This is a genomic window from Microcoleus sp. A6-C6 (assembly GCF_036705955.1).
GTDB lineage: Bacteria > Cyanobacteriota > Cyanobacteriia > Cyanobacteriales > Microcoleaceae > Microcoleus.
The window spans coordinates 1-24996 of sequence record NZ_JAUBVR010000034.1 but is presented as its reverse complement, the minus strand read 5'-3'; the positions used below and the strand labels follow the sequence as shown (position 1 = coordinate 24996).

The 24996-nt window shown below is 45.5% G+C and carries 20 protein-coding genes and 1 pseudogene; 11 read left to right on the top strand and 10 right to left on the bottom strand.

Translation table 11 applies throughout. From position 1 onward, the window contains the following. Positions 1–15: 15 nt before the first annotated feature. Both QUB52_RS15435 and QUB52_RS15430 read right to left on the bottom strand, forming a co-directional pair. Complete coding sequence (locus tag QUB52_RS15435) at positions 16–1143, bottom strand: esterase-like activity of phytase family protein (protein ID WP_332973316.1); 1128 nt, start codon at positions 1141–1143, stop codon at positions 16–18. Positions 1144–1209: 66 nt separating this feature from the next. After that, entirely contained in the window at positions 1210–2964 is a 1755-nt protein-coding gene (locus tag QUB52_RS15430; protein WP_332973314.1) for a TM0106 family RecB-like putative nuclease, read from the bottom strand. A gap of 228 nt (positions 2965–3192) precedes the next feature. On the opposite strand from QUB52_RS15430, the gene QUB52_RS15425 reads away from it, so the two are divergent. The 4 genes from QUB52_RS15425 (at position 3193) to QUB52_RS15410 (ending at position 8376) form a co-directional block, all read left to right on the top strand. After that, complete coding sequence (locus QUB52_RS15425) at positions 3193–4407, top strand: aminotransferase class V-fold PLP-dependent enzyme (RefSeq protein WP_332973313.1); 1215 nt, start codon at positions 3193–3195, stop codon at positions 4405–4407. Positions 4408–4534: 127 nt separating this feature from the next. Further along, on the top strand, positions 4535–4825 hold the full coding sequence (locus QUB52_RS15420; protein WP_332973312.1) for a hypothetical protein: 291 nt from the start codon (positions 4535–4537) through the stop codon (positions 4823–4825). A gap of 137 nt (positions 4826–4962) precedes the next feature. Further along, positions 4963–6294 carry an ATP-binding protein gene (locus QUB52_RS15415; protein ID WP_332973311.1) on the top strand — a complete coding sequence of 444 codons (1332 nt, stop codon included), beginning with the start codon at positions 4963–4965 and terminating at the stop codon, positions 6292–6294. Then, complete coding sequence (locus tag QUB52_RS15410; protein ID WP_332973309.1) at positions 6295–8376, top strand: tetratricopeptide repeat protein; 2082 nt, start codon at positions 6295–6297, stop codon at positions 8374–8376. Positions 8377–8562: 186 nt separating this feature from the next. Here the strand turns inward: QUB52_RS15410 and QUB52_RS15405 are convergent, their stop codons facing one another. Then, on the bottom strand, positions 8563–9759 hold the full coding sequence (locus QUB52_RS15405; RefSeq protein WP_332973307.1) for a ferrochelatase: 1197 nt from the start codon (positions 9757–9759) through the stop codon (positions 8563–8565). A 294-nt stretch (positions 9760–10053) separates the two neighbouring features. Between QUB52_RS15405 and QUB52_RS15400 the strand changes: the two genes are divergently transcribed. Together QUB52_RS15400 and QUB52_RS15395 are read left to right on the top strand one after the other, a co-directional pair. Beyond that, positions 10054–10638 (top strand): hypothetical protein, encoded by a 585-nt coding sequence (locus tag QUB52_RS15400; RefSeq protein WP_332973306.1) that lies wholly within the window; start codon positions 10054–10056, stop codon positions 10636–10638. After that, positions 10631–11356 (top strand): DUF3120 domain-containing protein, encoded by a 726-nt coding sequence (locus tag QUB52_RS15395; RefSeq protein WP_265238896.1) that lies wholly within the window; start codon positions 10631–10633, stop codon positions 11354–11356. Before QUB52_RS15400 ends, QUB52_RS15395 begins: the two co-directional genes overlap by 8 nt. A 176-nt stretch (positions 11357–11532) precedes the next feature. Here QUB52_RS15395 and QUB52_RS15390 read toward each other — a convergent pair whose 3' ends face one another. Further along, the gene (locus QUB52_RS15390; RefSeq protein WP_332965818.1) at positions 11533–12000 is read right to left on the bottom strand and encodes an aspartyl protease family protein; all 468 of its coding nucleotides are present in this window, start codon (positions 11998–12000) and stop codon (positions 11533–11535) included. A 168-nt stretch (positions 12001–12168) separates the two neighbouring features. On the opposite strand from QUB52_RS15390, the gene QUB52_RS15385 reads away from it, so the two are divergent. From QUB52_RS15385 to QUB52_RS15375, 3 genes are all read left to right on the top strand, one after another. Next, positions 12169–13017: an alpha/beta fold hydrolase gene (locus QUB52_RS15385; RefSeq protein ID WP_332965819.1), complete on the top strand. Its 849-nt coding sequence runs from the start codon at positions 12169–12171 to the stop codon at positions 13015–13017. A gap of 108 nt (positions 13018–13125) precedes the next feature. Next, positions 13126–14232 (top strand): pentapeptide repeat-containing protein, encoded by a 1107-nt coding sequence (locus tag QUB52_RS15380; protein WP_332973304.1) that lies wholly within the window; start codon positions 13126–13128, stop codon positions 14230–14232. 323 nt (positions 14233–14555) lie between these two features. Next, on the top strand, positions 14556–15395 hold the full coding sequence (locus tag QUB52_RS15375; protein WP_265238900.1) for a Tab2/Atab2 family RNA-binding protein: 840 nt from the start codon (positions 14556–14558) through the stop codon (positions 15393–15395). A gap of 194 nt (positions 15396–15589) precedes the next feature. Here the strand turns inward: QUB52_RS15375 and QUB52_RS15370 are convergent, their stop codons facing one another. Beyond that, the gene (locus tag QUB52_RS15370) at positions 15590–15796 is read right to left on the bottom strand and encodes a hypothetical protein (RefSeq protein WP_265238901.1); all 207 of its coding nucleotides are present in this window, start codon (positions 15794–15796) and stop codon (positions 15590–15592) included. A 206-nt stretch (positions 15797–16002) separates the two neighbouring features. On the opposite strand from QUB52_RS15370, the gene QUB52_RS15365 reads away from it, so the two are divergent. After that, positions 16003–16875 carry an S-methyl-5'-thioadenosine phosphorylase gene (locus QUB52_RS15365; RefSeq protein WP_265238902.1) on the top strand — a complete coding sequence of 291 codons (873 nt, stop codon included), beginning with the start codon at positions 16003–16005 and terminating at the stop codon, positions 16873–16875. A gap of 273 nt (positions 16876–17148) precedes the next feature. On the opposite strand, the gene QUB52_RS15360 is transcribed toward QUB52_RS15365, so the two are convergent. After that, the gene (locus QUB52_RS15360; RefSeq protein WP_332973303.1) at positions 17149–18354 is read right to left on the bottom strand and encodes a tetratricopeptide repeat protein; all 1206 of its coding nucleotides are present in this window, start codon (positions 18352–18354) and stop codon (positions 17149–17151) included. A 96-nt stretch (positions 18355–18450) separates the two neighbouring features. Between QUB52_RS15360 and QUB52_RS15355 the strand changes: the two genes are divergently transcribed. Continuing rightward, a complete protein-coding gene (locus tag QUB52_RS15355) occupies positions 18451–18939 on the top strand; it encodes a WbuC family cupin fold metalloprotein (protein WP_265238904.1) in 489 nt (162 codons plus the stop codon). Positions 18940–19073: 134 nt separating this feature from the next. Here QUB52_RS15355 and QUB52_RS15350 read toward each other — a convergent pair whose 3' ends face one another. The 4 genes and pseudogenes from QUB52_RS15350 to QUB52_RS15335 form a co-directional block, all read right to left on the bottom strand. Next, positions 19074–19577 (bottom strand): hypothetical protein, encoded by a 504-nt coding sequence (locus QUB52_RS15350; protein WP_332973301.1) that lies wholly within the window; start codon positions 19575–19577, stop codon positions 19074–19076. Between the two features lie 223 nt (positions 19578–19800). Further along, positions 19801–21633 carry a PAS domain-containing sensor histidine kinase gene (locus tag QUB52_RS15345; RefSeq protein ID WP_332973299.1) on the bottom strand — a complete coding sequence of 611 codons (1833 nt, stop codon included), beginning with the start codon at positions 21631–21633 and terminating at the stop codon, positions 19801–19803. 31 nt (positions 21634–21664) lie between these two features. Further along, a complete protein-coding gene (locus tag QUB52_RS15340) occupies positions 21665–24679 on the bottom strand; it encodes a sensor histidine kinase (protein ID WP_442923190.1) in 3015 nt (1004 codons plus the stop codon). Between the two features lie 33 nt (positions 24680–24712). Continuing rightward, positions 24713–24996: pseudogene (locus QUB52_RS15335) on the bottom strand (hypothetical protein); the annotation flags it as partial.

Genomic DNA, 24996 nt, shown 5'->3' with positions numbered 1-24996 from the left:
TAACCTCACCTTTTGTCAAGAGGTTTTTTGAACTTTTATTTGGAAGCCCAAAATCTGAGTCTCTTGCAGCGGACTGAAGTTGTTGTCACTAACCAAAATCAGACCTCTGCTACCATCCGCCAATTCGGGGCCAAATGTCAACCCCTCAATGTTGTCTAGGGGAATTTTTAGGGTTTCCAAATCCAGCAGCAGCCGTTTTTGAGCGGGAGAAATCTCGCCCAGACGGTTTTTGAGGCTTTCGATCCCTTCTATGCGATCGCCCTTTTCCAAGGAAACCTCAAATAGTTTAACAGTAACTCCGGTTTCCAGGGAGAAAGCACGCTCTAAACTCAGCAAACGGTTATCGTCGATCGCCAACAAATCCGCTAAACCGTTGGTAGTTAATTTTCCCACAGGATTTGCACCAGAAGGTAGCGGTTCGGTGATGTAGGCAAAGGAGGCATCTGGATTGCCGCTGGCAGCATCGTAGCGCAAAATCCGGCACGGGCTGCCTTTTTCCAAGGAAGGCACGGCGCCATCCTGTACCATAGCGTTTTCGGTGGCGGTGAATAGGTATTTGCGATCGGCTGTTAAGGTCAAACTTTCAAAAGCGAAATTGTTGCGGATGCCTTTGGTACCTTTGTCGTCTGGCAAAAATAGATCGGGAATTGGCAGCGTTTTGAGCAGTTTACCGTCGAGGGAGAATTCTTTGATGAAAGGATTGATTTGGCGATCGACATCTCCCTCCGAAGAAACAAACACGCTATTGCCGGTAAAAGTTATCCCTTCGGTATCTAAACTTAATTCTGGAAAGCTTTTACCGTTTTCATCTAATAAAGTCGTGACACCAGTAAATTCAATCTTTTCTTTTTCCAGTTTACCAGATGCCAAGTTAATTTTGAGAGAATAAAAGCGAGCCGGAGCTTTGCTGCTGCGGTCATCGGAAATGGCATAATAAACTTGTTTTTCGGCATCGTAAGTAATCCCCGAAAGTCCGCCAATTTCTGTTCCTTGAAACGGAGAACCTGTCGGAAATATTGCTCTTCCGATAAAATCTATTTTGGTGAGGGCAAAAGATTGTACTGACAAATTTATCAAAATTGCCACAGTTGCTGCTATCAAAAAACAGGCAATAAATATAGTTGCCTTTGCTAAATTTCGCATTTTACTATCTTCTTCTCTTTCTGACTTCGTGCCCTTTGCGCCTTCGCGGTTCGTTTAATCATAAATTCACTGTTTCTGACTCAGCAAAAAATTAGTCAACCAATCTTTAACTATATATGTAGCGCGACAGTCGTCCTCATTGTAGCGGACGATCGCCTCCAAGATCGATCGATCGCCAGTTTGGAGCCAATCATCGTACCAACAGACACACTGAGCCCCATTAGCCTTAGCGTCACGCCAGTCAAAACCCAACCAACGGGCGATGGGTTTTAGCGCGTAACTTTCCACCGGCATAATCGCCTTTTGCGTCACTTGTTTGTGAATATCTACAAACCGTTTCAGCACTGGTTTCCACAAATAAGCTGGAGTATGGTAAAGTTTAGCTAGGCGTTTGAAAGTCTTGACTTCGTAGTCGCAAAAGTGGAAAATCGGAGCAATGGGATAAGCCCACATTAATTCTAAAAATTGCTCCCAAATTGCACCTTCCTCTGCTGCTGATTCTGCCAGAAAACCGTGGAATTTTTCAGTTTTGTTGTACCTATCGACAACTAAGACTCCGTGGAGATAATCTAAATTCATCTCCGGTTCCGCTTCAATGTCAAAATAGAGTTCGATTGGGGCGATCGGCAAAAACACCGATTGAGAATAAGGAATTGGCTTGCTGCGAAGAATTGGCGCAGGCTTGGAAGGTGCAGCAGATTTATTTTCTGTAGTTTTGACAGCCTCAATATTAGCTATTACTAAACGATTCTTTCCATTTTCCGGTATTATAATAAACTGATTAACCGCAGCCACAACCGAACCGACATCCGCTACATCCGTTACAAAATCCGCTGCCGAACTTCCTTCTTCCCGCAACAGCGGTTGATTTAACAAGTGAGATTGAGCTTGACGCACCACATCAAAAGCAACTCCGTCGGGAAATTCTGGATAATCTGCCAGCAATTCGTAATTAGCATTAGCGAGAGATTCTACATCGGTAATTTCGAGAGTTTTTAGTCTAGCATAGCGGCCAGCAGTAACTCCGGGCAATAGTGAAAGATGTTTAATAGATTCTGCTTCCCCATGACAAGTAGTATACCAACCGCAAAGATTGCATTTTTGGCGGGAAATGAAAACTTCTGGTTTATCCCGATTTTCTATCATCTCAATACAGCGATCTAATATCTCGAACATCTGAGGATTTCGCTGGTCGAGATCCACTTGCCAAAACCCTTTTGTTCGCAGCATCAGCCACGCTGAATCGGGGATTTTTCCCTGCACTGCTGCTAATATTCGGGCGTGAAAAGCGGCAATAATTTGATAATCGAGTTTTGGCCGCTTGCTGAGCCAAATATCGGCAGTAACGTAACTCCAATCGCCAAATTTGGATTCTCCGGGCTGTTTGATTAATAAATGCGGGCGGCTGACGAGGGTACTATTTGAAGGGTGCGGAGTGGAGGATGAAAGATGAATATTATTTTGGGAAACTTCCCCGGTATCTGAGAAATATTGACCGTCAATTCCTACCAGAGAAGTTGAGTTACCGTTGGTTTTGTCCAATTCGCCTTGGATTAGAACTCCTCGGTAAATGCGATCGACTCCTTGCTGCATTAAACTCAAAGTAGCGATCGCGCCAGCTTCCCAATCCCCTCTAGGATATGATGGTTGTTGGTAAGTCTCGTGTTCCAAAACTTGCTGCTGGTATGCGGCGCTGTCGCGCATCAGTTTCAACAAAAAGTCGCTGGGGGGGTCTAGTTGTTTCCAGTCTCCGCAGGTGTCTAAAAATGCTCGGAGATTGCATCGTTGATAGGAAAGTAGCAGTTTGTCAGTTATTAACATTTAGTATTCGCAAGGGCATAGAATAATTAGAAGGAAGAAGAAGGAAGAAGGAAGAAGGAAGAAGGAAGAAGGAAGAAGGAAGAAGGAAGAAGGAAGAAGGAGGAAAGCCTTTCGACTTCGCTCAAGGTAAAAGGAAGAAGGAAGAAGGAAGAAGAAGCCTTTGTTAGTGAGGTTTTGGACGATCGACATTTATGCAATATTAACGTTATCAACAATTCCCCAGAAAAAATGACAAAGGACAATCACCGGCAACAATTTCCAGCTTTGGCCAATAAAGCTTATTTTAACTACGGCGGACAAGGGCCGCTGCCTGAGTCTGCTTTAGAGGCGATTTATGAGGCTTACAAGCGGGTGCAGCTTGGGGGGCCGTTTTCGGGGGAGGTGGGGGCTTGGGTGGTTCAGGAGGCGATGCTGACGCGACGTGCGATCGCATCTGAGTTGGCCGTACCTGCTGAAACCATCGCCCTGACTGAGGATGTCACCGTGGGCTGCAATATTGCGCTGTGGGGCATTGACTGGAAAGCAGGCGATCGATTGCTGCTTTCTGATTGCGAACATCCGGGCATTGTAGCTAGTGTAATGGAACTTCAGCGCCGTTTCAAGATTGAGGTTGATGTTTGTCCATTGGCGGCAACTTTGAATGAAGGATCTCCTGTTCAGGTAATTGCTGATAGTTTGCGGCCAAATACTCGGTTGTTGGTAATCAGTCACATTTTGTGGAATACCGGTCAAGTTTTGCCTCTTAATGAGATTGTGAAAGTGTGTCATGAACCCCCCCTAACCCCCCCTTGGCAAGGGGGGGTACAAGAGAGTTTTAATGCTAAAAGTCGTAAAGTTCGAGTGTTAGTTGATGCTGCTCAATCTGTGGGGGTTTTGCCTTTGAATTTGATTGAGTCTGGGGTTGACTTTTATGCTTTTACTGGTCATAAATGGTGGTGCGGCCCGGAAGGTTTGGGCGGACTGTATGTAAGTGCGGCGGCTTTGGCAGATTTGCATCCGGTATTTATCGGTTGGCGGGGAATTGTCACTGATTCTAGTGCTAAAGTCCTTGGATGGAAGGCTGGATCTCAACGCTACGAGATTGCGACTTCGGCTTATCCTTTGTATGCGGGTTTGCGAAGTGCGATCGCCCTTCAGCACGAATGGGGAACAATTGAGCAAAGGTATGCAGAAATTTGTCGTTTGAGCAAGTATCTTTGGGAGCGTTTGTCGGAACTTCCCCATGTGGAATGTTTGCGAACATCTGCGCCGGAAGCTGGTTTAGTTTCGTTTCGGTTGATGAATGGGATGCCGCACAACCAGTTGGTTAATTTGTTGGAGAAGCAGGGGATTATGGTGAGGACAATTCTTTCTCCTGACTGCGTGCGGGCTTGCGTTCACTATTTTACAACTGAGGCGGAGATCGATCGGTTGGTTGAGGGTATTTTGCGTCAAGTTAGGTAGAAATTCCTGATAATAGTCGGCGGTTTTAACCGCCCCTAGACAAACAAAGTCCGCTTCCACGGACTAAGAAATTGGGATAGTTGTAGCAAATATGCTAAAATATAATTACCAGTCATAACAAATCAATATGAGTGGAATCGACCGCGAACTTACTCTAGAAACCAGAACCAGTCTCATTGACAAACATCTCCCCGGAACTCAAAAAGCCGAAACTGAGTGGGAGTTTGCAGAAATCTGGGCTGATACTCTGATCTCTCCTCCTTATAACCTGATGTTAGTTAAGGAAAAGTCAGGTATTTTTTGTATCCACAATCCAGCAAAAAACTATAAAACTATATTTGCCAGTGATAATTACGAATCTGCTAAAATGTGGCTACTCGAAGATGAATACGAGCGTTTGAATAGTCGCATTTTATAAGAAGTATGAAGAGATTTAACTAAAATGTTGCCGACCAACTCAAGTGGGACTTACGTCCAAGCGAAGATTTAGCAGTAGAGGGGTGAGATTACAAGGCATTGTGATAAACTAATAGTTATAGTCTATATATATTCCCTATGACTAACCAGCGCCTAGAAGCCTTCCAAACAGCCTTCCAGAATCTTCAGTTACTTCCTTTGGTCACAGTAGAGCAACTGAATAAATTTCATGTGGAATATGGCACTGAGATTTTAGAAGAATTGGAGCATTTGGTTGAAGATTGCTCGCCAGACAATAACAAAATCATTTTTACGGGGCATCGTGGGTCAGGCAAATCGACATTGCTGGGTCAATTTTGCCAGAACACGCAGAATCGCTACTTTGTCGTGTTCTTTTCAATCTCTGACCTGATTGAAATGTCAGATGTGAATCATGTCAACATTTTGTTTGCTATGGCAGTAAAGCTTATGGAAGCAGCAGAAGAACGCCATATCAGAATCGGTTCTAAAACAAAAAAAGCTTTTTATCAGTGGTTTAGTAAACATACTCGAACAGAGGGAAGTTCAATTGATTCGAGCATTGAGCTAGAAACGAGTGGAGAAGCTGGTGTAAATGCTTGGTTTGTGAAATTCTTTGCCAAGTTGAAAGCAACTTTGAAAGCCAACTCTGTGATTCGTGAGGAAATTACGATTGAGTTTTCGAGACGTATTTCCGACTTAATTGATCGGATTAACGATATCGCTAGCGCGATTCAAGCGGGGTGCGGACAAGAAATTATGGTCGTGATTGATGATCTTGATAAACTCGATCTAGAGATTGTCGATCGTGTTTATCGAAATAATATCAGTGCGTTGTTTCAGCCTCAATTTCGGATTATTTATACAATGCCAATGGCAGCGACACGAGATCTGTCCTTGCGAGGAATTATTCATAATGCCACCAATAATAAGATTCAATCCATGTGGGCGACAAAGTTGTTTCCGCGTGGAGAAGATAGAGTTCCAAATGCCTCTCCTGTCGCAGAAGCGGTAAAAGTATTTGAGGAAATTCTTTACAAGCGAATCCCCAAGCAGTTGATTGAACCGGAAGCAACTCAGATGATGATCGTCAAAAGTGGTGGTGCATTGCGAGAATTTATTCGTTTGGCTAGTCAGTGCTGTGGGTTATGTTTGAAGCAGTTACGTCGCACACCAGACAAGCAAGATTTGATAATTACGTCTGAGATTTTGAAAAACGCTATTAAAGAATATCGGATTAATTTAACAGAACCCCTTGGAGAAAACCGCTATCAAATTCTAGTGAATGTCTACGAAAATTATTTACCCAAAGATGGGATGGATCAGGATTTCCTAGATTTATTGCACACGCTCTATATCTTAGAATATCGCAACGACGATTTGTGGTTTGGAGTCCATCCAGTAGTTCAGGAAATATTGCAGCGGCGTGGACTCATTGGATCGGAGGGGTAAATGCTCAACACTGAGATCGTGGACGATAAATCAATCAATGAGGATAGTTACGATGGCCTTGTCTCTTTAATTGAAGCAAGTCAAGGTGTATTGTCATTGTTGATTGCCTCCTGTAAACCGGGAGATTTTCAAACCCAGATTATTAATCGTTACGAGGCAGAACTTGCTCCCCATATCCCCAGTTATCGCGTGGTTTTGAATCAAAAAGAACCTAGCCTGAGATCGGGGTTGGAGCAACTTGTCAAAGATAACCCAGAGTTAAAAGCGCCCCAGGCATTAGCCGCAATTACTGTAACGGGAACTGAGGCTTTGAGGGAGTTTGTGTCACAAGCTGACTCTAATCATCGGTCGGAGTTAAGCCGTTTTTTCGGTTATTTGCAATGGACGCGGGAGGGGTTGCGGGAGTTTCCTTTTCCCATTGTACTTTGGGTAACACCAAATATTCTGAGTCGCTTGAGTCTGGAAGCACCGGATTTTTGGAGTTGGCGGAGTGGCGTATTTCGATTTGTGTCGCCTGCGGTGCAAGAAACGGATGTAGTTAACCAGACTGGGGAAAGTTCTCTGCTGATTGAGCCAGAGAGAAGACTGAGTTTACCCCTAGATGAACTGTTAGAACAGGTGGAAAATCTGGAGCAACAAGCTATGGAAACTCCTGCATTAGCAACCCTATACAATCGAGTTGCTAATGCTTATGCAAATCGGGTAAAGACGCGCCAAGCACAGGATTATTCACAGGAGATCGATCGGGCAATTCATTTCTTTGACAAGTCACTTGCTTTGCAAAGAAAATTGAACTTACCCCAGGCGGAGTCTGACACTTTGTTAGAGTTAGGTGATATTTACCGTGACTTAGGATTGTGGGAACTGGTATTTGATCTATATCAGAAGTCTTTAGAAATTGCTAGGAGTTTGAAAGATAGCCTACGAGAGGCGGCTGCTTTGGGGCGACTGGGGAATCTTTACCAACAATATCCTGTACGCGATCGTGCGAGTAACTTGGAAAGGGCGATCGCATTTTACACTGCTGCATTATCCGTCTACACCCGCGATGCCTTTCCCGAATATTGGGCTAAGACGCAAAATAATCTAGCAACAGCCTACAGTAACAGAATCAGGGGAGAGACGGCTGATAATATCGAAATGGCGATCGCATATTTCACTGCTGCATTAACCGTCTACACCCGCGATGCCTTTCCCGAAAATTGGGCAGCGACGCAAAATAATCTGGCAATTGCCTACAGTAACAGAATCAGGGGAGAGAGGGCTGATGATATAGAAGTTGCGATCGCATCTTACACCAATGCTTTAGAAGTTTACACCCGCGATGCTTTTCCCGAATATTGGGCTATGACGCAAAATAATCTGGGAGAAGCCTACCGTAAAAGAATTAGGGGAGATAAAGCACAGAATATCGAACTGGCGATCGCATATTTCACTGCTGCATTATCCGTCCGCACCCGTGATGCTTTTCGCGAATATTGGGCTATTACGCAAAATAATCTAGCAACAGCCTACCGTAACAGAATTAGGGGAGATAAAGCAGAGAATATTGAACTGGCGATCGCATCTTACACTGCTGCATTATCCGTCCTCACGCGCGATGCCTTTCCCGAATATTGGGCTGCGACGCAAAATAATCTGGCAACAGCCTACAGTGAGAGAATCAGGGGAGAGAAAGCTCAGAATATCGAAATGGCGATCGCATCTTACACCAATGCTTTATCCGTTTACACCCGCGATGCCTTTTCCGAAAATTGGGCCGGCACGCAAAACAATCTGGCAATTGCCTACAGTAACAGAATCAGGGGAGATAAAACTGACAATATCGAACGGGCGATCGCATCTTACACTGCTGCATTATCCGTCCTCCCCCGCGATGCCTTTCCCGAATATTGGGCTGCGACGCAAAATAATCTGGCAACAGCCTACGGTGAGAGAATCAGGGGAGACAAAGCAGAGAATATCGAACTGGCGAAAAAGTGTTATGAAAATGCTTTAACTGTCAGAAATCTTGAGGCTTTCCCGCAAGAGTATACAGAAACTTTGTTTAATTTAGGTAATCTTGATCGAAGCAACCAGTAAGGGCAATTAGATGATGATACCTACCCCCCTGCCATTCAAACAGTAGAATTTTTAAAGGGTTAAATTTATTAATCAATCTCGATTTACCCACTCCCACAAAGAAACCGGGTTTTTCACTAAATCTGCCATTTCAACGCAGTATCTTCGCAAAAAACCCGGTTTCTGATCTCTCAGACCCAAGCCCTATTAGTGGCTGTGCCCGTGATCACCGTGAGAATGGCCGCCGTGAGAATGACCGTGATCTCCATGAGAATGCCCATGATCTCCATGAGAATGTGCATGATCCCGAACAGCCAAACTCGGATTCACCGCCATCGCACTTTCACTCAACAACGCTTCAATCTGCGGATTTGCCCACTCAGCCGCCATTTTCAGAAACTCAGGACGATCGTTCACGCAAGGCAATTTGCGGTAAGTTACACCTTTACGCTGTTTCTGCAAAGACTCAATAATGTGATCAACATCTAACAAAGTTTCGTGATTTTCCGTCGCAAATCCGATCGGCATAAACACGATCGCAGTTGCACCCAAATCAATCAAATTCTTCGCAGCCAACGTCGCATCCGGCTGAGTCCACTCAATCAGAGGCGTGTCATGATTCAGCCAACCCACCGAAATCAAAGGATAGCGATACATCAAACGTTCCCGCACGCGATCGTACAAAGCCTGACTTTCCACAATTCCCGAAGTAAAACCCTTCGCCTTGTGCGGACAACCGTGATTCATCAGCACAATCCCAATCTGAGAAGGCAAATGCGCCACAGCCAAATCGTTCTTAATTTCCTCTTCCACCATATCAGCCATTAGCTGAATGTAAGCCGGTTCATCGTAAAAAGAAGGAATGTAGCGCTGTCCTTTTACCCAATGTTCGCCGCCATCAGTCGTTTTGACTAAAGCATTATTCACCTGTTCCACTGCAATGCCGCTAGTGAAAATAGAATCAACTACCAACAGCGGATAAATCAGGATTTTATCAAATCCTTCCGATTTAATTTCAGCAATTACTTGTTCCGGCAAAAACGGCGCGCAAAAGTTAAAAGCTTTGAAAACTTTTACTTTATCGCCCCATTTTTCCTGCAAATTCTTTTCAATCCCGGCGCGCTGCTGTTCAAAAATAGCATTGTGTGGCGAAACAAATTGACCGTGTTGGTGACTCCACTCGTGCAAGTCAAAGATTGCTAAAATCTTTGCCAGCGGCGGATAAATCCAAGTCGGTACGGGCGCGAATTTGGCGGTAAGTAAATTTAAAGCTTGTTCGTTGTAGTTGGCAAAATCGTCGTAGCTTTCGACTTCGCCGTAACCCATCAGCAAGACTGCAACGCGATCGTTACTTGCCGGTGCAGCAGATGTTTTTAACTCAATTTTTTCTGGAGAAGCAACCACTTTGTATTCCTCAATTTGAATGTTTTTGACTTAACCGGCAATACCGCAAGGGGTTTAAACCTCTGCCGGACTGCCGGACAGGTCTGTTAAGTTTTATGTTTTCTTAAGACTTTCTCACTTTGTCTCAGATACCAGCGGTTTGGAGCGTTCCCAGCGTTAAATTTGGGGGGATAACCTTCAAACAGCACTCTATTCTTAGTTTAACATCCTATCCCCCCGCATGGTATATAATTTATTAGGTATACAAATAACGTAAAGTTATGTTAAGCTTGTAACTAATATTATTGAAGTACGATGAGACTGGTAATTTGCCCCGGAGTTCACGAACCAAAACTCACTGATTGTTTCCTAGCGGGACTTTCGGAGGTTTGGGAAGACGAATATCCTCGGCAAAATCCGCAAATAGTCGATCGACCCAAAATTTTTCCCGCTCATAAACATCCGCCTTTTTCAGCCCTTGACATATTGCACTTTTTGTGCAGCCAAGACTTAGCCGGAGAAAGTTTAGTATTTGTCAGCTTTTCGGCAGGAGTAGCTGGGGCGATCGGGGCGGCTTGGATGTGGCAGCAACTAGGCGGCCAAGTCGGGGCATTTTTTGCCCTAGACGGCTGGGGAGTACCCCTGGGGGGCACTTTTCCCATCCACCGCATCAGCCACGATAGCTTCACGCACTGGAGTTCAGCCATTCTCGGCAGCCGTGGAGACAGCTTTTATGCAGATCCAATGATCGCACATTTAGATTTATGGCGATCGCCCCAAACGGCAAAAGGCTGGCACATCAGCCACACAGCCGCCGGCACTGAGACAGCCGCACCCACAACCGCAGCAAAATTTTTAGTCCACCTATTGAAACAGTACGGAGTCCAATCAGTTGTTTAATTTAGATTTAGTATCATCTGCGATCGCACCTATTGTCACCGTTTCCCGCCTAGAAAATTCTGTCACTTCTGACAAAACCAACAGCATCAAACAGTGGCTAATATTTAGCGCCTCAGCATTCTTAGTCTCAATTCCCGTCTTCGTGCAAGCACCTTTAGTTAGATTATATCCAACTATCAGCTTGCTTTCCACAATTCCCTGGTTCGTCCTCAGTTTAGTGCTAATTTTTCGCCCCAAAACCCAACTGTGGGGAGATTTATTATTAGGATTTGCCGGATGTTGGCTGGCAGGTTCCATCTATTGGGGCTGGTTTAGATGGGAACCTATTTTACATCTACCTATAGAAGCAATTGGCTTGCCTTTTGCTGTTTGGTGCTTGAACAAATCCTGGGGAAAAGTTGGCAGTTATTTTTACTTGGGCTCCCTATTTGGCACGGCTATTACTGATTTATATTTTTATTTAACTGGGTTGATGCCTTACTGGCGCAAAGTCATGCACGCAGAACCGGAATTCGCGATGCCGATTTTTCAAAGTGCGATCGGGCAAATTGACACTCCTTGGGGCATAAGTTGCGCTTTAGTTTTAATCGCTGTGTTGCTAACAGTGGGTTTGGTGAGTTTGCGCGACAAGCAATTGCACTGGCGCGCCTTCAGCGGAGCCGTTTTGAGCACGCTTTTGGTGGATGGTTTGTTTTGGCTGGCTGCTTCTGCTGTTTGAGATTTTTGGATATTTTTGACCGCAGATGTGGGCGGATTGACGCTGATTGACGCTGATTTTTTGATGAATCATTTGTAGTTCTGTTGTAGAGTGCGTCAGTTTTCGGTTTTGTAGAAAAAATTTTGGTTTCTCAACTGACGTACCTTACTTGTTGTGGCTAGGTATTATATTTTTTATTATCCCCCTGTTCGCTTGATATAAGTCACAGGATAATCAGGATTAGTTGGATTCCTGATTAACTGCTGATTCTTACAATCCACGAGCAAATCTAACTTCTCCAAAACCACCTGACCAATTAATACCTCATCACCTGTCACCAGAGCATCCTCCGTAGTCCTGCGTCCATCAATTTCAATTAATATAGCCTCCGTTACTCCTACTGTGTCTTGACGACCATCGGCATACTTAACAGCCTGCTGTCCTATAATCCGCAAACCTAGCTGCTGCAAAATTTCTGCTGAAATTACTAGGTAAACCGATCCTGTATCGACTAGAGCTTCTGTTTCACACTCGCGCAACAGCCGAGGCGCGAGCAATCCGCGACTAATTAGAGCTTCATCTATGGCATTTGTCAGCTTTACCTGAGTCTTAACTGCCCCCATATTCTTGATTCCATCCAATTCTAATTTATTTAATTCTTTCATAATAAATTGTCGGTGAATCTTTTTATGCTTACATTATACGAATTCTGCTAACCCAGACGCGATCGCCCCTGATTAACCCAGATTTTTTGAGATGAGTATTTAGCTTTAACAATTATGAGTTACAATCTAAAATCTAAAATCTAAAATCTAAAATCTAAAATTAAGCTCATGGCTTTTCTTTCAATTGGCGGTGTAGAACATTATTACGAGTGGATAACCGCAGACAACAGCGCCCAACCCAGCGGCAAACCAGTAATGGTATTTCTCCACGGCTGGGCAGGCTCGGCGCGCTACTGGGAAAGCACGGCGCGGGCTATTGCTGATGATTTTGATTGTTTGCTGTATGATATGAGAGGTTTTGGTCGATCGCCCTTACCGCCATCACCTCCTGAGTCCAGCTACGAACTCGAAACCTACGCCCACGACTTAGCGGAATTATTAACATCTCTGAATTTAAGCCGAGTCTTTCTGAATGCTCACTCCACAGGAGCATCTATTGCGACTTTATTTCTCAACCTTTACCCCGAAAAAGTAGAAAAAGCCATACTCACTTGCAGCGGTATTTTTGAATATGACGAGAAATCCTTCACCACCTTTCACAAATTCGGCGGCTATGTGGTCAAATTTCGCCCGTCTTGGCTGGCTTCTATCCCGTTTGCCGATCGCATCTTTATGGCCAGATTTCTCCGCCGTTCCCTCCCCACAGCGGTCAGTTTAGCATTTCTCAAGGATTTCTTAATGGCTGACGAGGAAGCTGCGATCGGTACAATGGTGACAGCAGTCAGCAAGAGAGCAGCCGAGGAAATGCCCCAAGAATTCGCACGGTTGAGTGTTCCCACGCTGCTTGTAGCCGGAGAGTTCGATCAAATTATCCCCGCCGTCATGGCAGAGCAAGCAGCCTCCCTCAGCAAAAAAGTAGAATTTGTTATAATTCCCAATACAGCTCACTTCCCAATGCTGGAGGATGCCACCACATATTTGCAGCTAATCCGAGACTTTTTGCCAGCAGTAGCTTAGCTGAGTTATAGTGCATCCAATGTACGATCGGACAAACAAGCTTTTATAGCCGTTTTTGCTCCGATCTTAATTTTTAGTTAATAATTTCTTAAAGCGAAAGGTGGTAATATGAACGACCTCGACCAATATTATAAAGTGCTGGGAATCTTGCCGGGAGCTTCCCGAGAAGAAATTACTCAAGCCTACAAGGATTTAGCGTTCATTTGGCACCCCGATCGCATCCCCAAAGATAATCCTAGACTACTACATAAAGCTGAAGAAAAGATTAAGGAAATTAATCAAGCTCGCGAACAATTGCGATCGATTCATCCCAGAGGTGATAATCAGAACGTTCAGCACAGAAATACTCAGCACAAACACACCCAGCCACAAAATACTCAGCAGCAAAAAACCCAGCAGCAAAATACTCAGCAGCAAAACACCCAGCAGCAAAATACTCAGTACAGAAACACCCAGCAGCAAAACACCCAGCAGCAAAATACTCAGTACAGAAACACTCAGCAGCAAAACACCCAGCAGCAAAATACTCAATACAGAAATACTCAGTACCAAGACAGTCAGCAACAAAACACTCAGTACAGAAATACTCAGTACCAAGACAGTCAGCAACAAAACACTCAGTACAGAAATACTCAGTATCAAGACAGTCAGCAACAAAACACCCAGCCGTCGCCAGCAACACCAAAAGAGCCCCGCTACTATTCCGAGCCCTCTTCAGGAAAATATGCTGGCAATTATGCGGGAAATTATGGTGGAAACTCTTCTGCAAATCCGACGGGGCCCTATTCAGATACCTCCCGCTACCAATCGCCGCAGCCATCTCCGTCTTACCGCCAAGCTGCGCCACAAGCCCCCGATTTAAGCGGTTCCAACTTCAAAGGAGCTGCGTTAAAAGAAAAGGATTTTTCAGGGAGAAACTTGAGCAATGCCAACCTGAGTGAAGCTGATTTAAGCGATACTTTTCTGCACAACATCAACCTCACAGGTGCGAATTTACAAAAAGCTAACTTGTTTAGAGCTAACCTGTTAGGAGCTTGTTTGATCAATGCCAATTTGAGAGAAACTAATTTAATCGGAGCCGATTTGAGTGGTGCAGACTTGAGCGGTGCGGATTTAACAGGTGCTAAAATCGGTTATGGCGATCGGGTTATGGTAAAACTCACGGGAGCTAGATTAACAGGTACAATCTTGCCCGACGGTACGGTGCACAATTAAAGGATTAAGTTTTTTGTCACTTCTACAGGCAAAAATCTGCCCAGGGCGAATTTCCCCTCCAAAATTATATTATGTCCCCTAGAACAACCGCAATAAAATTGGTTTGTAGCGAGGAATGCAAGTCCTCTGAACTTGAAGAGGACTGGCATTCCTCACTACAAACTTATAGCGTTTACGTTACTTGACATAATAAAATTTTCCACATTTAACTTTTGCACGCTTCAGTATTACCTTACAACGTAAGCCCGGCGAGAAAACCGCTAAAACCCGATCGCAGATCGAAACCAGATTAAAATTAGGTTGACATTAACTCTTAAATTCCCATGCGTATTTGGCAAGCCGATTTCTACCGCCGCCCTCTCCGAGACGAAACCGGCAAACCATTGTGGGAACTCCTCATCTGCGACTGGGCACAAACATTTCAATTTAGCGCCCTTTGTCGCCAGTCAGAAGCAAACTCTAATTGGCTAGCCGCCCAATTCCAGCAGCAAGCGCTAACCCAGAAATTGCCCGACATAATTCAAGTATTTAGGCCTCAGTCTCTCGGTTTAATCGAAGCTGCGGGCAAAGTTTTGGGTGTCAAAGTAGAAGCGACTCGACGCACTGCGGCTTTGAAAACCCTGCTGCAACAACGCGCCCAAGAATATTCCAGTCTGCCTAATTATACAGGTGAAGCTTATCGGGCGATCGCCCTTGACACACCACCACCCCTTCCCCTACCCGAAAACCTGTGGGGCGATAGCTGGCGTTTTGCATCCCTACCCGCCGGCGACATCGCAGAAGCCTTCGCAGGGCGTCCCCTGCCAATATTAGAAATGCCAGAATTGTTGTTACCGCTGAATTTGGGCTTAGCCTCCACAGTACCCGTACCGGGAGTTGTGATTGACGGCGGGCGACAGTCAATGCGGTTGGCTAGATGGCTTCAGGATGCCAAACCCTTCGCATTGAACTATATCGCCGGAGCTCCCGACGGATTAATTTTGGAAGCTGGATTAGCCGATAGATGGGTTGTCGCGACTTTTGAAGATAGCGAAGTAAAAGCCTCCGCCGAAGTTTACCAACAGCGCAAGCAATTAAGTAAAGGATTGCATTTCTTATTAGTCCAGCCCGATGATACTGGCATGACTTATACAGGCTTTTGGCTGCTAAATTTTAATTCCTAATAGTTAATGCCGAATCCTAGACATCCGCAGCTAGTAAAACTTTAACAAAACGATCGCCCTTTCTAGCTGTGGACAAATGAAACTATCGGAGATTATCTTATTTTTTATTTCAAAACTCGATCGCCGAAAACAGATTACCGCCCGAACTTTCGTCGCAGCAGATACAGACTCAAACACAAATTTTTAAAGTTAATCTATTCCACAACCAGAATCAATCCATCTTGGATTCCCTGATGCACTCGGTTAATCTGACACCTATCCTTCTCGTTGAGACGGGTTGTCGAAAGCATTGCAGACTTCAGCAGCCGCCTGTCGAGAGGCGTAATTTGGCGGAAAGCAAAAATTCGTTGGACGATCGCCTCGATCGCGATTTTGGGTACACTAGCAGAACTGACTGTCATTCTTTTAACACCTTAAAAATAGATCACAGAACTCTGTACCTTTATTTTTAAAGATTTCGTAAAGATACGTTGTGATTAAGATCATACTTATTTTGTGACAATACAGTGTGTTTACCGTAACAATTGCCATAAAAATTAAATTATCTTTACGCAAACTTAACAATGGCCCGATAGAATCACTAAGTAAAACTCAAGCAGAGAGTCAAATGGCACAGGCAAAAATCGGCATTATCGGCGGCAGCGGTTTATACAAGATGGAGGCCCTCAAGGATGTTGAAGAGGTGAAAATCGATACACCTTTTGGCGCGCCATCTGATGCAGCCATTGTGGGAACATTAGACGGTACGCCCGTCGCATTTCTGGCAAGACATGGCCGCAACCACACCTTTTTGCCCTCAGAAGTCCCTTATCGGGCAAATATTTATGCGATGAAGAGTCTGGGAGTTGAGTATTTAATCTCAGCGTCGGCGGTTGGTTCCCTCAAGGTAGAAGCCAAACCTTTAGATATGGTAGTACCAGATCAGTTTATCGATCGCACAAAAAATCGAGCTTCTACATTTTTCGGAGAAGGAATAGTCGGTCATATCACCTTTGGCGATCCGATTTGCGGGGAATTGGCTAAAGTGTTAGTAAGTGCGATCGAATCCTTGAACCTGCCCGACGTTTCCTTGCATCGCGGCGGCACCTACGTCTGCATGGAAGGCCCCGCATTTTCCACCAAAGCAGAATCAAATCTTTACCGCAGTTGGGATGCAACAGTCATCGGGATGACAAATTTGCCCGAAGCAAAATTAGCCAGAGAAGCCGAAATTGCCTACGCAACTTTAGCATTAGTCACCGATTACGACTGCTGGCATACCGAACACGACAGCGTAACAGTAGAAATGGTAATTGCCAATTTGCACCGCAATGCTGAAAATGCTCAAAAAGTAATTCAAGAAACTGTGCGGAGGCTAACCGAAAATCCTCCTGTTTCTGACGCACATTCAGCTTTGAAATATGCAATTCTGACTCCGCTGGACAAAGTGCCGGCCGCAACTAAGGAGAAAATGGGTTTGTTGTTGCAGAAATATTTGTAAGTTCCTAAAAGTTCTACGAAACCTGGTTTCTCGCTACTTACAAAGTCTGGGTACACGCTAATCTCAGAAACCGGGTTTCTTGCTAGATTTTTCATACTCCAGCGAAATCATTCGGAGAAACCCGGTTTCTAGCTACTTACAAAGTCTGGGTGTACGCTAATCTTAGAAGCCTGGTTTCTTACACCTAATCTCAGAAACCGGGTTTCTTTCTAAATTTCTTGTACTGAACCGAAATTATTCGTAGAAACCCGGTTTCTTACTATCCACCATGTATTAACTTATCAACTGCTTAAAGGCATCGTGTTCGCGAAGTTTTTCTAAATCAGCTTCAGTTTTTGCCAACTCTTTGCACAAATTAGGATTGAGATTCACTGCGCGGTTTAAATTTTCAATTGCTAAATCAATTTTGCCTTGGAGCGCATAACATCGGGCTTTATTGTACCATATTCTGTAAAAGTCAGGTCGAATTTTAGCAGCATTGTCGTAGGACTCGATCGCCGCTTCGTACTTTTGCAATTTGGAGAGTGCCACGCCTCGATTGTTCCAAGCGTCAGTATAATCGTTTTTGACTTGTAGCGCTTGATTGTAAGAAATGACTGCTTGTTCGTACTCCTGCATTTTGGAAAAGGCAACGCCTCGGTTGTTCCAAGCGTCGGCATAATCGGGTTTGGCTTGAATTGCTTGTTCGTAACAGCCGATCGCCTCCGGGTACTTCTGCAACTCCAATAATACCACGCCTCGGTTGTTCCAAGCGTCGGGATAAGTCGGGCGAATTGTGGTAGCTTGTTCGTAGGATGCGATCGCCTCTGGATACCGCTGCATTCTAGTCAGCACAACTCCCCGGTTGTTCCAAGTATCGGCTAAATCCGGCTGAATTTGCAGTGCTTGATTGTAAGCACTGATCGCATCTTCATAGCGGTTTTCAAAGAAACAAGCATCTCCCTGTTTAGCATAGTCATCCGCCGTCAATAACTGTTGATAATTGCCGTAGTTAACCGGAGCAAATTCTTGAATTTGAGCATCCGGCAACAAAAGGTCTGTTTCTACATCCGCTGGGTGACTTTGGTGTTGAATTTCGCCTAAGATACTTTCAGCATCAGAAATTAATAGTTTTAATTGAGAGATGGTATCATAGTGGAGACTTTCGATTTCTTGGCGAGCAATTGTTGTCTGCTTTGACAGTTTGCTCCACAGAAACCAAACACCGACTCCGGCTGCTGTCGGCAACAAAGTTAAGGCAATTACCAACCCGTTGAGTAGTACCGCCGTGCGCCCAAAAGCGATGTCAACTTCTTCTTGAACTTGATCGCGAATTTCGTCTTTCAGTTGCTGCTGGGGCAATTCCTGCGTAACCAAGAGTGCCGCCCTCGGTTCTGACGCAGAAACGGCACTGGCGCAGACTAGAATAGTCAAAAGGGCGATCGAGCTAATACTTGTTCTAAAAATACTTGACAAACGCATTGCCTTAGTGATACGCACCTGATTTGCGATTTTCATATGTCAAGAGAGATGCTGGTAAACATGATCTCAGCCTAGCCGATTTGTTCAAAAACTATTAAATACAGGATATCTGTTGTGCAGCCTGCTCCGATTAAGTGTTTGACGCAAGAATTGCTAGACGAAGTTGCAGCTTCCTCCCGCAGCAGTCCCCGCGGGCGACAAAACTACAATTTCCACGATTTGACGGAAAAGGTGCAGCGGTTTGTCAACGTGCTGCAAATGGGTACTTACGTGCGCCCTCACCGACACCTGCGCGCGCCCTCCGTTAACGGTTTTGAGTTTTTTGTGGTGATTCAAGGAGAAGTGGGTATTCTGATTTTGAACGAAAATGGTCAAATATTGCGATCGTTGCGAGTTAGCGCTAGCGGGCCCACTCGCGCTGTGGAACTTCCAGAGGGTACTATTCACACCCTGGTAGCCTTGGTACCGGATACCGTGATTTTGGAGTTCAAGGAAGGGCCTTATGAGGTGGCGGCGGATAAAGACTTTTTGCCCGATTTTCCGGCTGAGGGTACTGCGGCGGCGGGGGAATTAGTCCTGATTTGGGAAGCAAAATTTAAATAAGAAGGAAGAAGGAAGAAGGAAGAAGGAAGAAGGAAGAAGGAAGGAAGAAGAAAGAAGAAAGAAAATTAAGGGTTTCAACAATTAAGAACTTGCTCACCCTCGGTTGCAGTTGACTAACTGTCAACTGTCAACTGTCAACTGTTAACTGTCAACTGACTAATGAATCTAATTGTTGTCATCCGATTGTATAAATCTGGGGCGGTGCGGATGATTTTTCTCAGAATTTCATCCGTCACCCAAAAGACGACGGGAAAGGCAAATTTTTTGCTGAATTCGCTGCATACTAGGTTGGTAGAAAGCAAAAGTCTATCGATCGACTCCACTGACTCCAAACCGAGGATCATTAAAGCTGGAGGCGGTTCGTCGTCTACGAATGCTGCGATTGTCGTGTAGAGAGATGTCGCCGATTTTGGCACAAATAGTGGCTGCGGTTTCTGGGTACAAGTTGCTTGTAGTCGATCGACTATTTGCTGCCGCAAAGCCAGGGAGTTGCAGTTGACTAAAACGAAAGAAAAGTAACCTTGGGAAAGACGGAGCGCCCGAATTAACGTTGAGAACGACCGCTCGTTATATTTGGCTAAGTCGTACCTCGCTGCATCGTTTTTATCTGTATTTTCTGAGCTGTTTTCGACAAACATAAATTGCAGGTCTGTTCTCTAGTTTTAGGGGTTTTCTATCTTAAATGCTGTTTATAAAGAAAATATGAAGGTGGAACAAAAAAAAATGATAAATATTCCGGCGATTGTAGCACTGTTTGAAATTAACATCAATAGTGCGATCGACTAATTTTGCTGCACCTGTACGCAACCCACCTGTTACGCTTAAACTGAATGATCAAATCTAGTTAAGAATACAAACAACTCACCGGGAATTTTCAGCCAGCGGCAAAGTAAACCAAAAAATTGCCCCAGCACCGGGACTGCTAATTACCCCAATTTCCCCGCCGTGAGCATTAATAATTTGCCGACAAAGATATAAACCCAAACCCAAACCGACGGAGTGTCTGGATCGATCGCCCCTAACGTAAAGGTCAAACAGATGTTCGCACTGTTCCGGCAATATTCCCACGCCGTCATCTTCTACTGTACAGTAAATCATACTACTTGGGAAATTGGGGATTGGGAATTGGGAATTGGGAATTGGTAATCGGTAATCTTGCCCTGAGCGAAGCCGAAGGGTGGTAATCGGTAATTTCTCTATGTCCTGTTTCGCTTCCTTTTGATTTATAATTAATTTTTCCGCATTTATAACTTGAGCGGAAACCGTTAAATTCAATCCAGGCAGATTGTGCTTCAAAGCATTAGCAATTAAATTAGAAAACACGCGCCACAACTGAGTCGTGTCAGCGTTCACGGCGGGCAAATTATCAGGCAATAAATTTGTAAAAGTAGCTTGCGCCTCATTGATTAAAGGCTCCAAATCTGTGACCGTAGCTTCAACTAATGCCCTCAAATCTACCCGATCGCAGTGCAGAACCAAACCGCGCAATTCCCCGGCGTGAACTTCCAACAGCGAATTTATCAACCGCAATTGCTGCTCGCTACCTTGAATCATCCGCTCCAAAATAGAACGGGGAATTGCGATCGAATCCCCTGTTTTCGTCTGCCAATTTTTCAGCACCATTAACATTCCCGCTACCGGGTTGCGCAAGTCGTGAGAAAGAGCGTGAATAAACACCCGCAGCGATTCTTGTGCCTGTTTGCGCTGCGTGATATCCTCAATCAAACCCTCATAATAAAGCACGGAACCGCTGCTATCTCGTACCGCCCGCGCTTTCTCGGAAATCCAGACAATACTGCCGTCTGAGCGATAAATTTGCGACTCAAAATCCGAGACTGTGTTACTTCCGGCGATCGATCGCAAAAACTCATTTCTGCGAACCGGATCGACATACAACTGCCGCTCGATATCAGTAAACTTTGCGGTCACTTCTTCCGGGGAATCGCAGCCGTAAATCCGTGCCAAAGCTGGATTAGCCGTAATATAGCGGCCGTCGGGAGTGCTTTGAAAAATTCCCTCGCCAGCATTCTCAAAAATGCTGCGGTACTTCGCCTCCGCCACCTCCAACTGCTGGTAAGCAGATTCCAACTCACGCCTGGTACTAAACTCTTTCCGTTGCAGACATTCGTACCAATAAACCGACAAATCGCAAATCAAACAAAACCAAAACAAATATAAGTACAACCCGGTCAACTTAAAAGGAGTATACTTAGCAAAACTTAGATTTAAAACCAAATTTATGCCGACATGGCAGCACAAAACGCCTAGTTGAGAAATTAGGTGAAGTCGCCAGCGGACGGGCATCAGCGTAGCTTGGATCAGAAACGCTAAACTCCAGGTAAAAATTGGTAATTCCCCGGCTTGTGCGACAGCTAGCCCAAGCTGTACAACCAGCGTCAGCGACCACGAAAAACCCAAAAATAGCAAACCGGGATAGCGCTGTCCGAAGGAGGTTTTTTGCAACACAAAACAGGTCAATAAACCCAATTCTACAGCAGCGCTCGTGTACAAATAAACACTTTTAAACTCTTGGTGAGCGAAGAATCTTTCGCCCAGAAAATAGACAGTTATTGTGAAGGCAAAAAAGATGGCAATTGCGACAGCAGGGCGCAGCCGATCTCGGAGGAAGCGATCGCGCCACACTTCGTAAACCGTTAACGCCTGAACTGATTTTTCATGGCCTGGATAGTTCATAACTTAATGTAGGGTGCGCAGCACGTTAGCCCTAGATGTTGACAGCAGGTAGCGAAAACCAGAAAGTCGAGCCACCTCCGGGAGTGCTTTCTACACCGATTTCGCCGCCATGAGCTTTGATAATTTGCTTGGAGAGGTACAATCCCAAACCCAGCCCTGTTAATTGTGGGCTATTGGGGTCTTGAACGTAAAGTTCAAACAGAGATTCCCGCTGTTTGGCGCTGATTCCCACTCCATTGTCTGTTACAGTGCAGCGAACCATTTTTACGGTGACACCGGGCAATTTGCTGCCGATATTGCCAATTTGACTCTGATAGCGGGGCATTTGGCAACTGCCATCGAGGTGAAATTTGGCGCGGATTTTCTGTTTTTTCTGGTCGAGTATCGAAGTGCGATCGCCCTTTTCAAATATCCGGTTAGCGATACAGCGGGCGACGGGATTATTTTGGGATGTTAAAACCTGTAAATTCTCTTGAGCAATTAGCGCTTTTTCAACTTCAATCACCTCGGCTTTAAAAATTATATTGACTCCCGGATGATTGTGTTTGATCGCATTAGTCAGCAGATTTTCTAACACCCGTTGTAAGAGTTTACTGTCGGCATTAATTCGCGGCAAATTCGTCGGTATTTCCTGAGTTAAAGTTGCTTGGTTTTTTTCCAATATCGGATCTAAATCGGCAATAATTGCTGAAGTTAAAGACTGCAAATGCAGCGGTTCGGGATGGATGAAAATACCTTTGACTTCGCTAGCATGAGCGTCGAGGAGGGAATTAACCATAGTCAATTGGTGTTCGCTAGCCTGCACGATGCGCTCCAAGATCGATCGCGAAACCGGAACATCCTGTGGACAATCAGATGCCGATTTGTTGAGCAAATTTTTCAGCAGGATTAACATTCCCATAACTGGAGTGCGGAGATTGTGAGAAACTGCGTGCAAAAATAGGTCTTTCAGGCGGTTGCTTTCTTGCAATTCGTGCATTTTTTGCTGTAGTTGGCTGGTGCGTTCCTCCACTTGAGATTCCAAGTTGGCATTGAGATCTTTTACCTGCTGCAAAAGTTGGGCTTGCTGGAGGGCGATCGCGACTTGGGTAGCCAGTTTTTCTAATAAATCAATTTCAAATTCCTGCCACTGGCGGGGCCCAGAACACTGGTTGACGGCCAAGATTCCGAAAAGTTCATCGCCGAGGACGATCGGCACATTTAACGTCGCCCGAATTTGATAGTCGCTGTATAATTGGACAACTCGATCGCCCCTTTGCACCGTAGCAGTATCGGAGACAATTCGGACGCGGTTGTTAGCATAAAAAGTTTTCTGCTTTTCGAGGTGATTCTCGTCAGTGAGCAACAACCCCAAAATAGAACGGTATTGGACGACAGACTCAGCGACAATTTTACCGTACACCGGGCTAGGAAGATTTGCCCCGCCCGCGTCCATAATACCGATGAAAGCGCGATCGGCCTTGAAAAATTGCCGGACTTCGGCAACAGTAGTATTGAGAATTGCTTCGAGATCGAGGGATTGGCGAATTCGCAGGGCCATTTCTGAGAGCAGCCGATCGCGCTCGGAGGAAGCCCGCAAAGCAGCTTCCGCGCGGTGGCGTTCGGTAACATCTTGGACTGTGGCGGCGATGACGTTGGAGTTAATTGCCGACTGTTCGCAGACAGTGCGCTCGGAGCCGTCGGTGAGTACAATTCGATAGTTAATGGAATAGGGTTGGCGATCGAACATCGCTTGAGATTGCGATCGCGCCACCAATTCTCGGTCTTCTGGATGTACCGTCTGCAAAAAAACTTCTGGTGTTGGTTTAACAGTTCCCGGAGTCAAACCCAAGAGGCGATAAAGTTCATCCGACCACCGCAATTCGATATTAGATATATGATGTTCTGGGGATTCTGCGCAGTTTTCAATTGTGGCGACGGCGGCGCAATTTAAATCCCAATTTCCCAACTGAGCGATGCGCTGAGCGTTAGCTAAACTGGCTTCGCGATCGCGCAACAGAGCGGCCGTGCGGCGCACGAACTCCAGCGCTTGCTCGCGTTCAGCCACGGCGGCAGCCAACATCAGGGCCACAAGGGCGATCGTACCGGTAAAAGCTTGTAAGAATAAAACCGCCTGTTGCAAATTTTCGCTTTTGACCAGAAACGGGCCGCCTCCCTGCACAGCTCCCCAAATTGCGATATAAGAGACGATCGAATAAGCAAAAATTGCTCCCGGCTGACGAAATCGCAAAGCGGCCCAAACTATCAGAGGAAAAGGCAAATACTCCAGCGGATACAGAGCGCTCGCAGCTTGTGTTTTCGAGCAAAAAACCAGCCAGCTTACGCTTAGCAATAAAGTCAGCCATAGAGCTATTTCTGAATAATTTAAAAGTAAATTTTGCAGGTTATAGCGATTTTTAATTCCCTGAAATTTGGATAAATAATTAGTAATTGGCAAGCGGTAATTTGCCCAGTTTAAAAATGCTAAAAAATTTGAAATAATTCGATCTTTTCTTGAAACATGAAAACTTTTAAAGGCGTAATTTAAAGTCAGCAGCACCGGTGTGACGATCAAGATTCCCATACCGTCTCCGAGCCACGTAGTCCACCAATTCCGAGAGAAATTGCTCCACTGATCCCAACCAAAAATGCACGTACCCAAATTGCCGAGGGTAGAACCGACCAAAGTAGACCCGATGACAGCGCCCGCCACCAAACCCACAACATCTCGCAGTCGATCGAGCTTAGTACAAAATCCGATGCGCCTCAACGCGGATTCCCCCACCAGCGCTTGCATGGTGACGCTAAAGGCCGATGTGACCACGACAGCCGAGGGTATACCGGAAGTAGAGTTTAACAGCACCGAACCGAGGGCAATTCCCGGCCACATCCGTCGCCCTTGTAGCAGCACTGCCGCCAAAGCAATGCCTGCGGGCGGCCACACGGGCGAGGCTTCGGCTTTCACCAGTCCCAGTACGGACGCTGCGAGTTTTCCGGTGACAAAGTAGGCCAGGGCCAGGATGCCGGCGGAAAGAAAGGGTCGAGTGCGGTGGTTGAGCAGTTTCATGGTTTGTGCGATCGAATCCTCCATTGCTACTCTTTAATTTAGGTGGCGAAAGGGCGATCGAGCTTCCTCCAGAGGAATCACCTGACTGGGGGAAGGGGAGAGGGGGAGATTGGGGGAGTGGGAGGGTCGGAAGAGGGGGGAGAGGGGGAGATTGGGAGAGGGGGAGATTGGGAGATTGGAAGAGGGGGAGATTGGGAGAGGGGGAGATTGGGAGATTGGGAGAGGGGGAGATTGGGAAAATCTTCCTTCTTCCTTCTTCCTTCTTCCTTCTTCCTTCTTCCTTCTTCCTTCTTCCTTCTTCCTTCTTCCTTCTTCCT

What these genes read in the sequence shown, in the direction of transcription:
- QUB52_RS15435 (WP_332973316.1), bottom strand. Translation starts at nt 1,143, where the DNA reads ATGCGAAATTTAGCAAAGGCAACTATATTTATTGCCTGTTTTTTGATA.
- QUB52_RS15430 (WP_332973314.1), bottom strand. Translation starts at nt 2,964, where the DNA reads ATGTTAATAACTGACAAACTGCTACTTTCCTATCAACGATGCAATCTC.
- QUB52_RS15425 (WP_332973313.1), top strand. Translation starts at nt 3,193, where the DNA reads ATGACAAAGGACAATCACCGGCAACAATTTCCAGCTTTGGCCAATAAA.
- QUB52_RS15420 (WP_332973312.1), top strand. Translation starts at nt 4,535, where the DNA reads ATGAGTGGAATCGACCGCGAACTTACTCTAGAAACCAGAACCAGTCTC.
- QUB52_RS15415 (WP_332973311.1), top strand. Translation starts at nt 4,963, where the DNA reads ATGACTAACCAGCGCCTAGAAGCCTTCCAAACAGCCTTCCAGAATCTT.
- QUB52_RS15410 (WP_332973309.1), top strand. Translation starts at nt 6,295, where the DNA reads ATGCTCAACACTGAGATCGTGGACGATAAATCAATCAATGAGGATAGT.
- QUB52_RS15400 (WP_332973306.1), top strand. Translation starts at nt 10,054, where the DNA reads ATGAGACTGGTAATTTGCCCCGGAGTTCACGAACCAAAACTCACTGAT.
- QUB52_RS15390 (WP_332965818.1), bottom strand. Translation starts at nt 12,000, where the DNA reads ATGAAAGAATTAAATAAATTAGAATTGGATGGAATCAAGAATATGGGG.
- QUB52_RS15385 (WP_332965819.1), top strand. Translation starts at nt 12,169, where the DNA reads ATGGCTTTTCTTTCAATTGGCGGTGTAGAACATTATTACGAGTGGATA.
- QUB52_RS15380 (WP_332973304.1), top strand. Translation starts at nt 13,126, where the DNA reads ATGAACGACCTCGACCAATATTATAAAGTGCTGGGAATCTTGCCGGGA.
- QUB52_RS15375 (WP_265238900.1), top strand. Translation starts at nt 14,556, where the DNA reads ATGCGTATTTGGCAAGCCGATTTCTACCGCCGCCCTCTCCGAGACGAA.
- QUB52_RS15370 (WP_265238901.1), bottom strand. Translation starts at nt 15,796, where the DNA reads ATGACAGTCAGTTCTGCTAGTGTACCCAAAATCGCGATCGAGGCGATC.
- QUB52_RS15365 (WP_265238902.1), top strand. Translation starts at nt 16,003, where the DNA reads ATGGCACAGGCAAAAATCGGCATTATCGGCGGCAGCGGTTTATACAAG.
- QUB52_RS15350 (WP_332973301.1), bottom strand. Translation starts at nt 19,577, where the DNA reads ATGTTTGTCGAAAACAGCTCAGAAAATACAGATAAAAACGATGCAGCG.
- QUB52_RS15345 (WP_332973299.1), bottom strand. Translation starts at nt 21,633, where the DNA reads ATGAACTATCCAGGCCATGAAAAATCAGTTCAGGCGTTAACGGTTTAC.
- QUB52_RS15340 (WP_442923190.1), bottom strand. Translation starts at nt 24,679, where the DNA reads ATGAAACTGCTCAACCACCGCACTCGACCCTTTCTTTCCGCCGGCATC.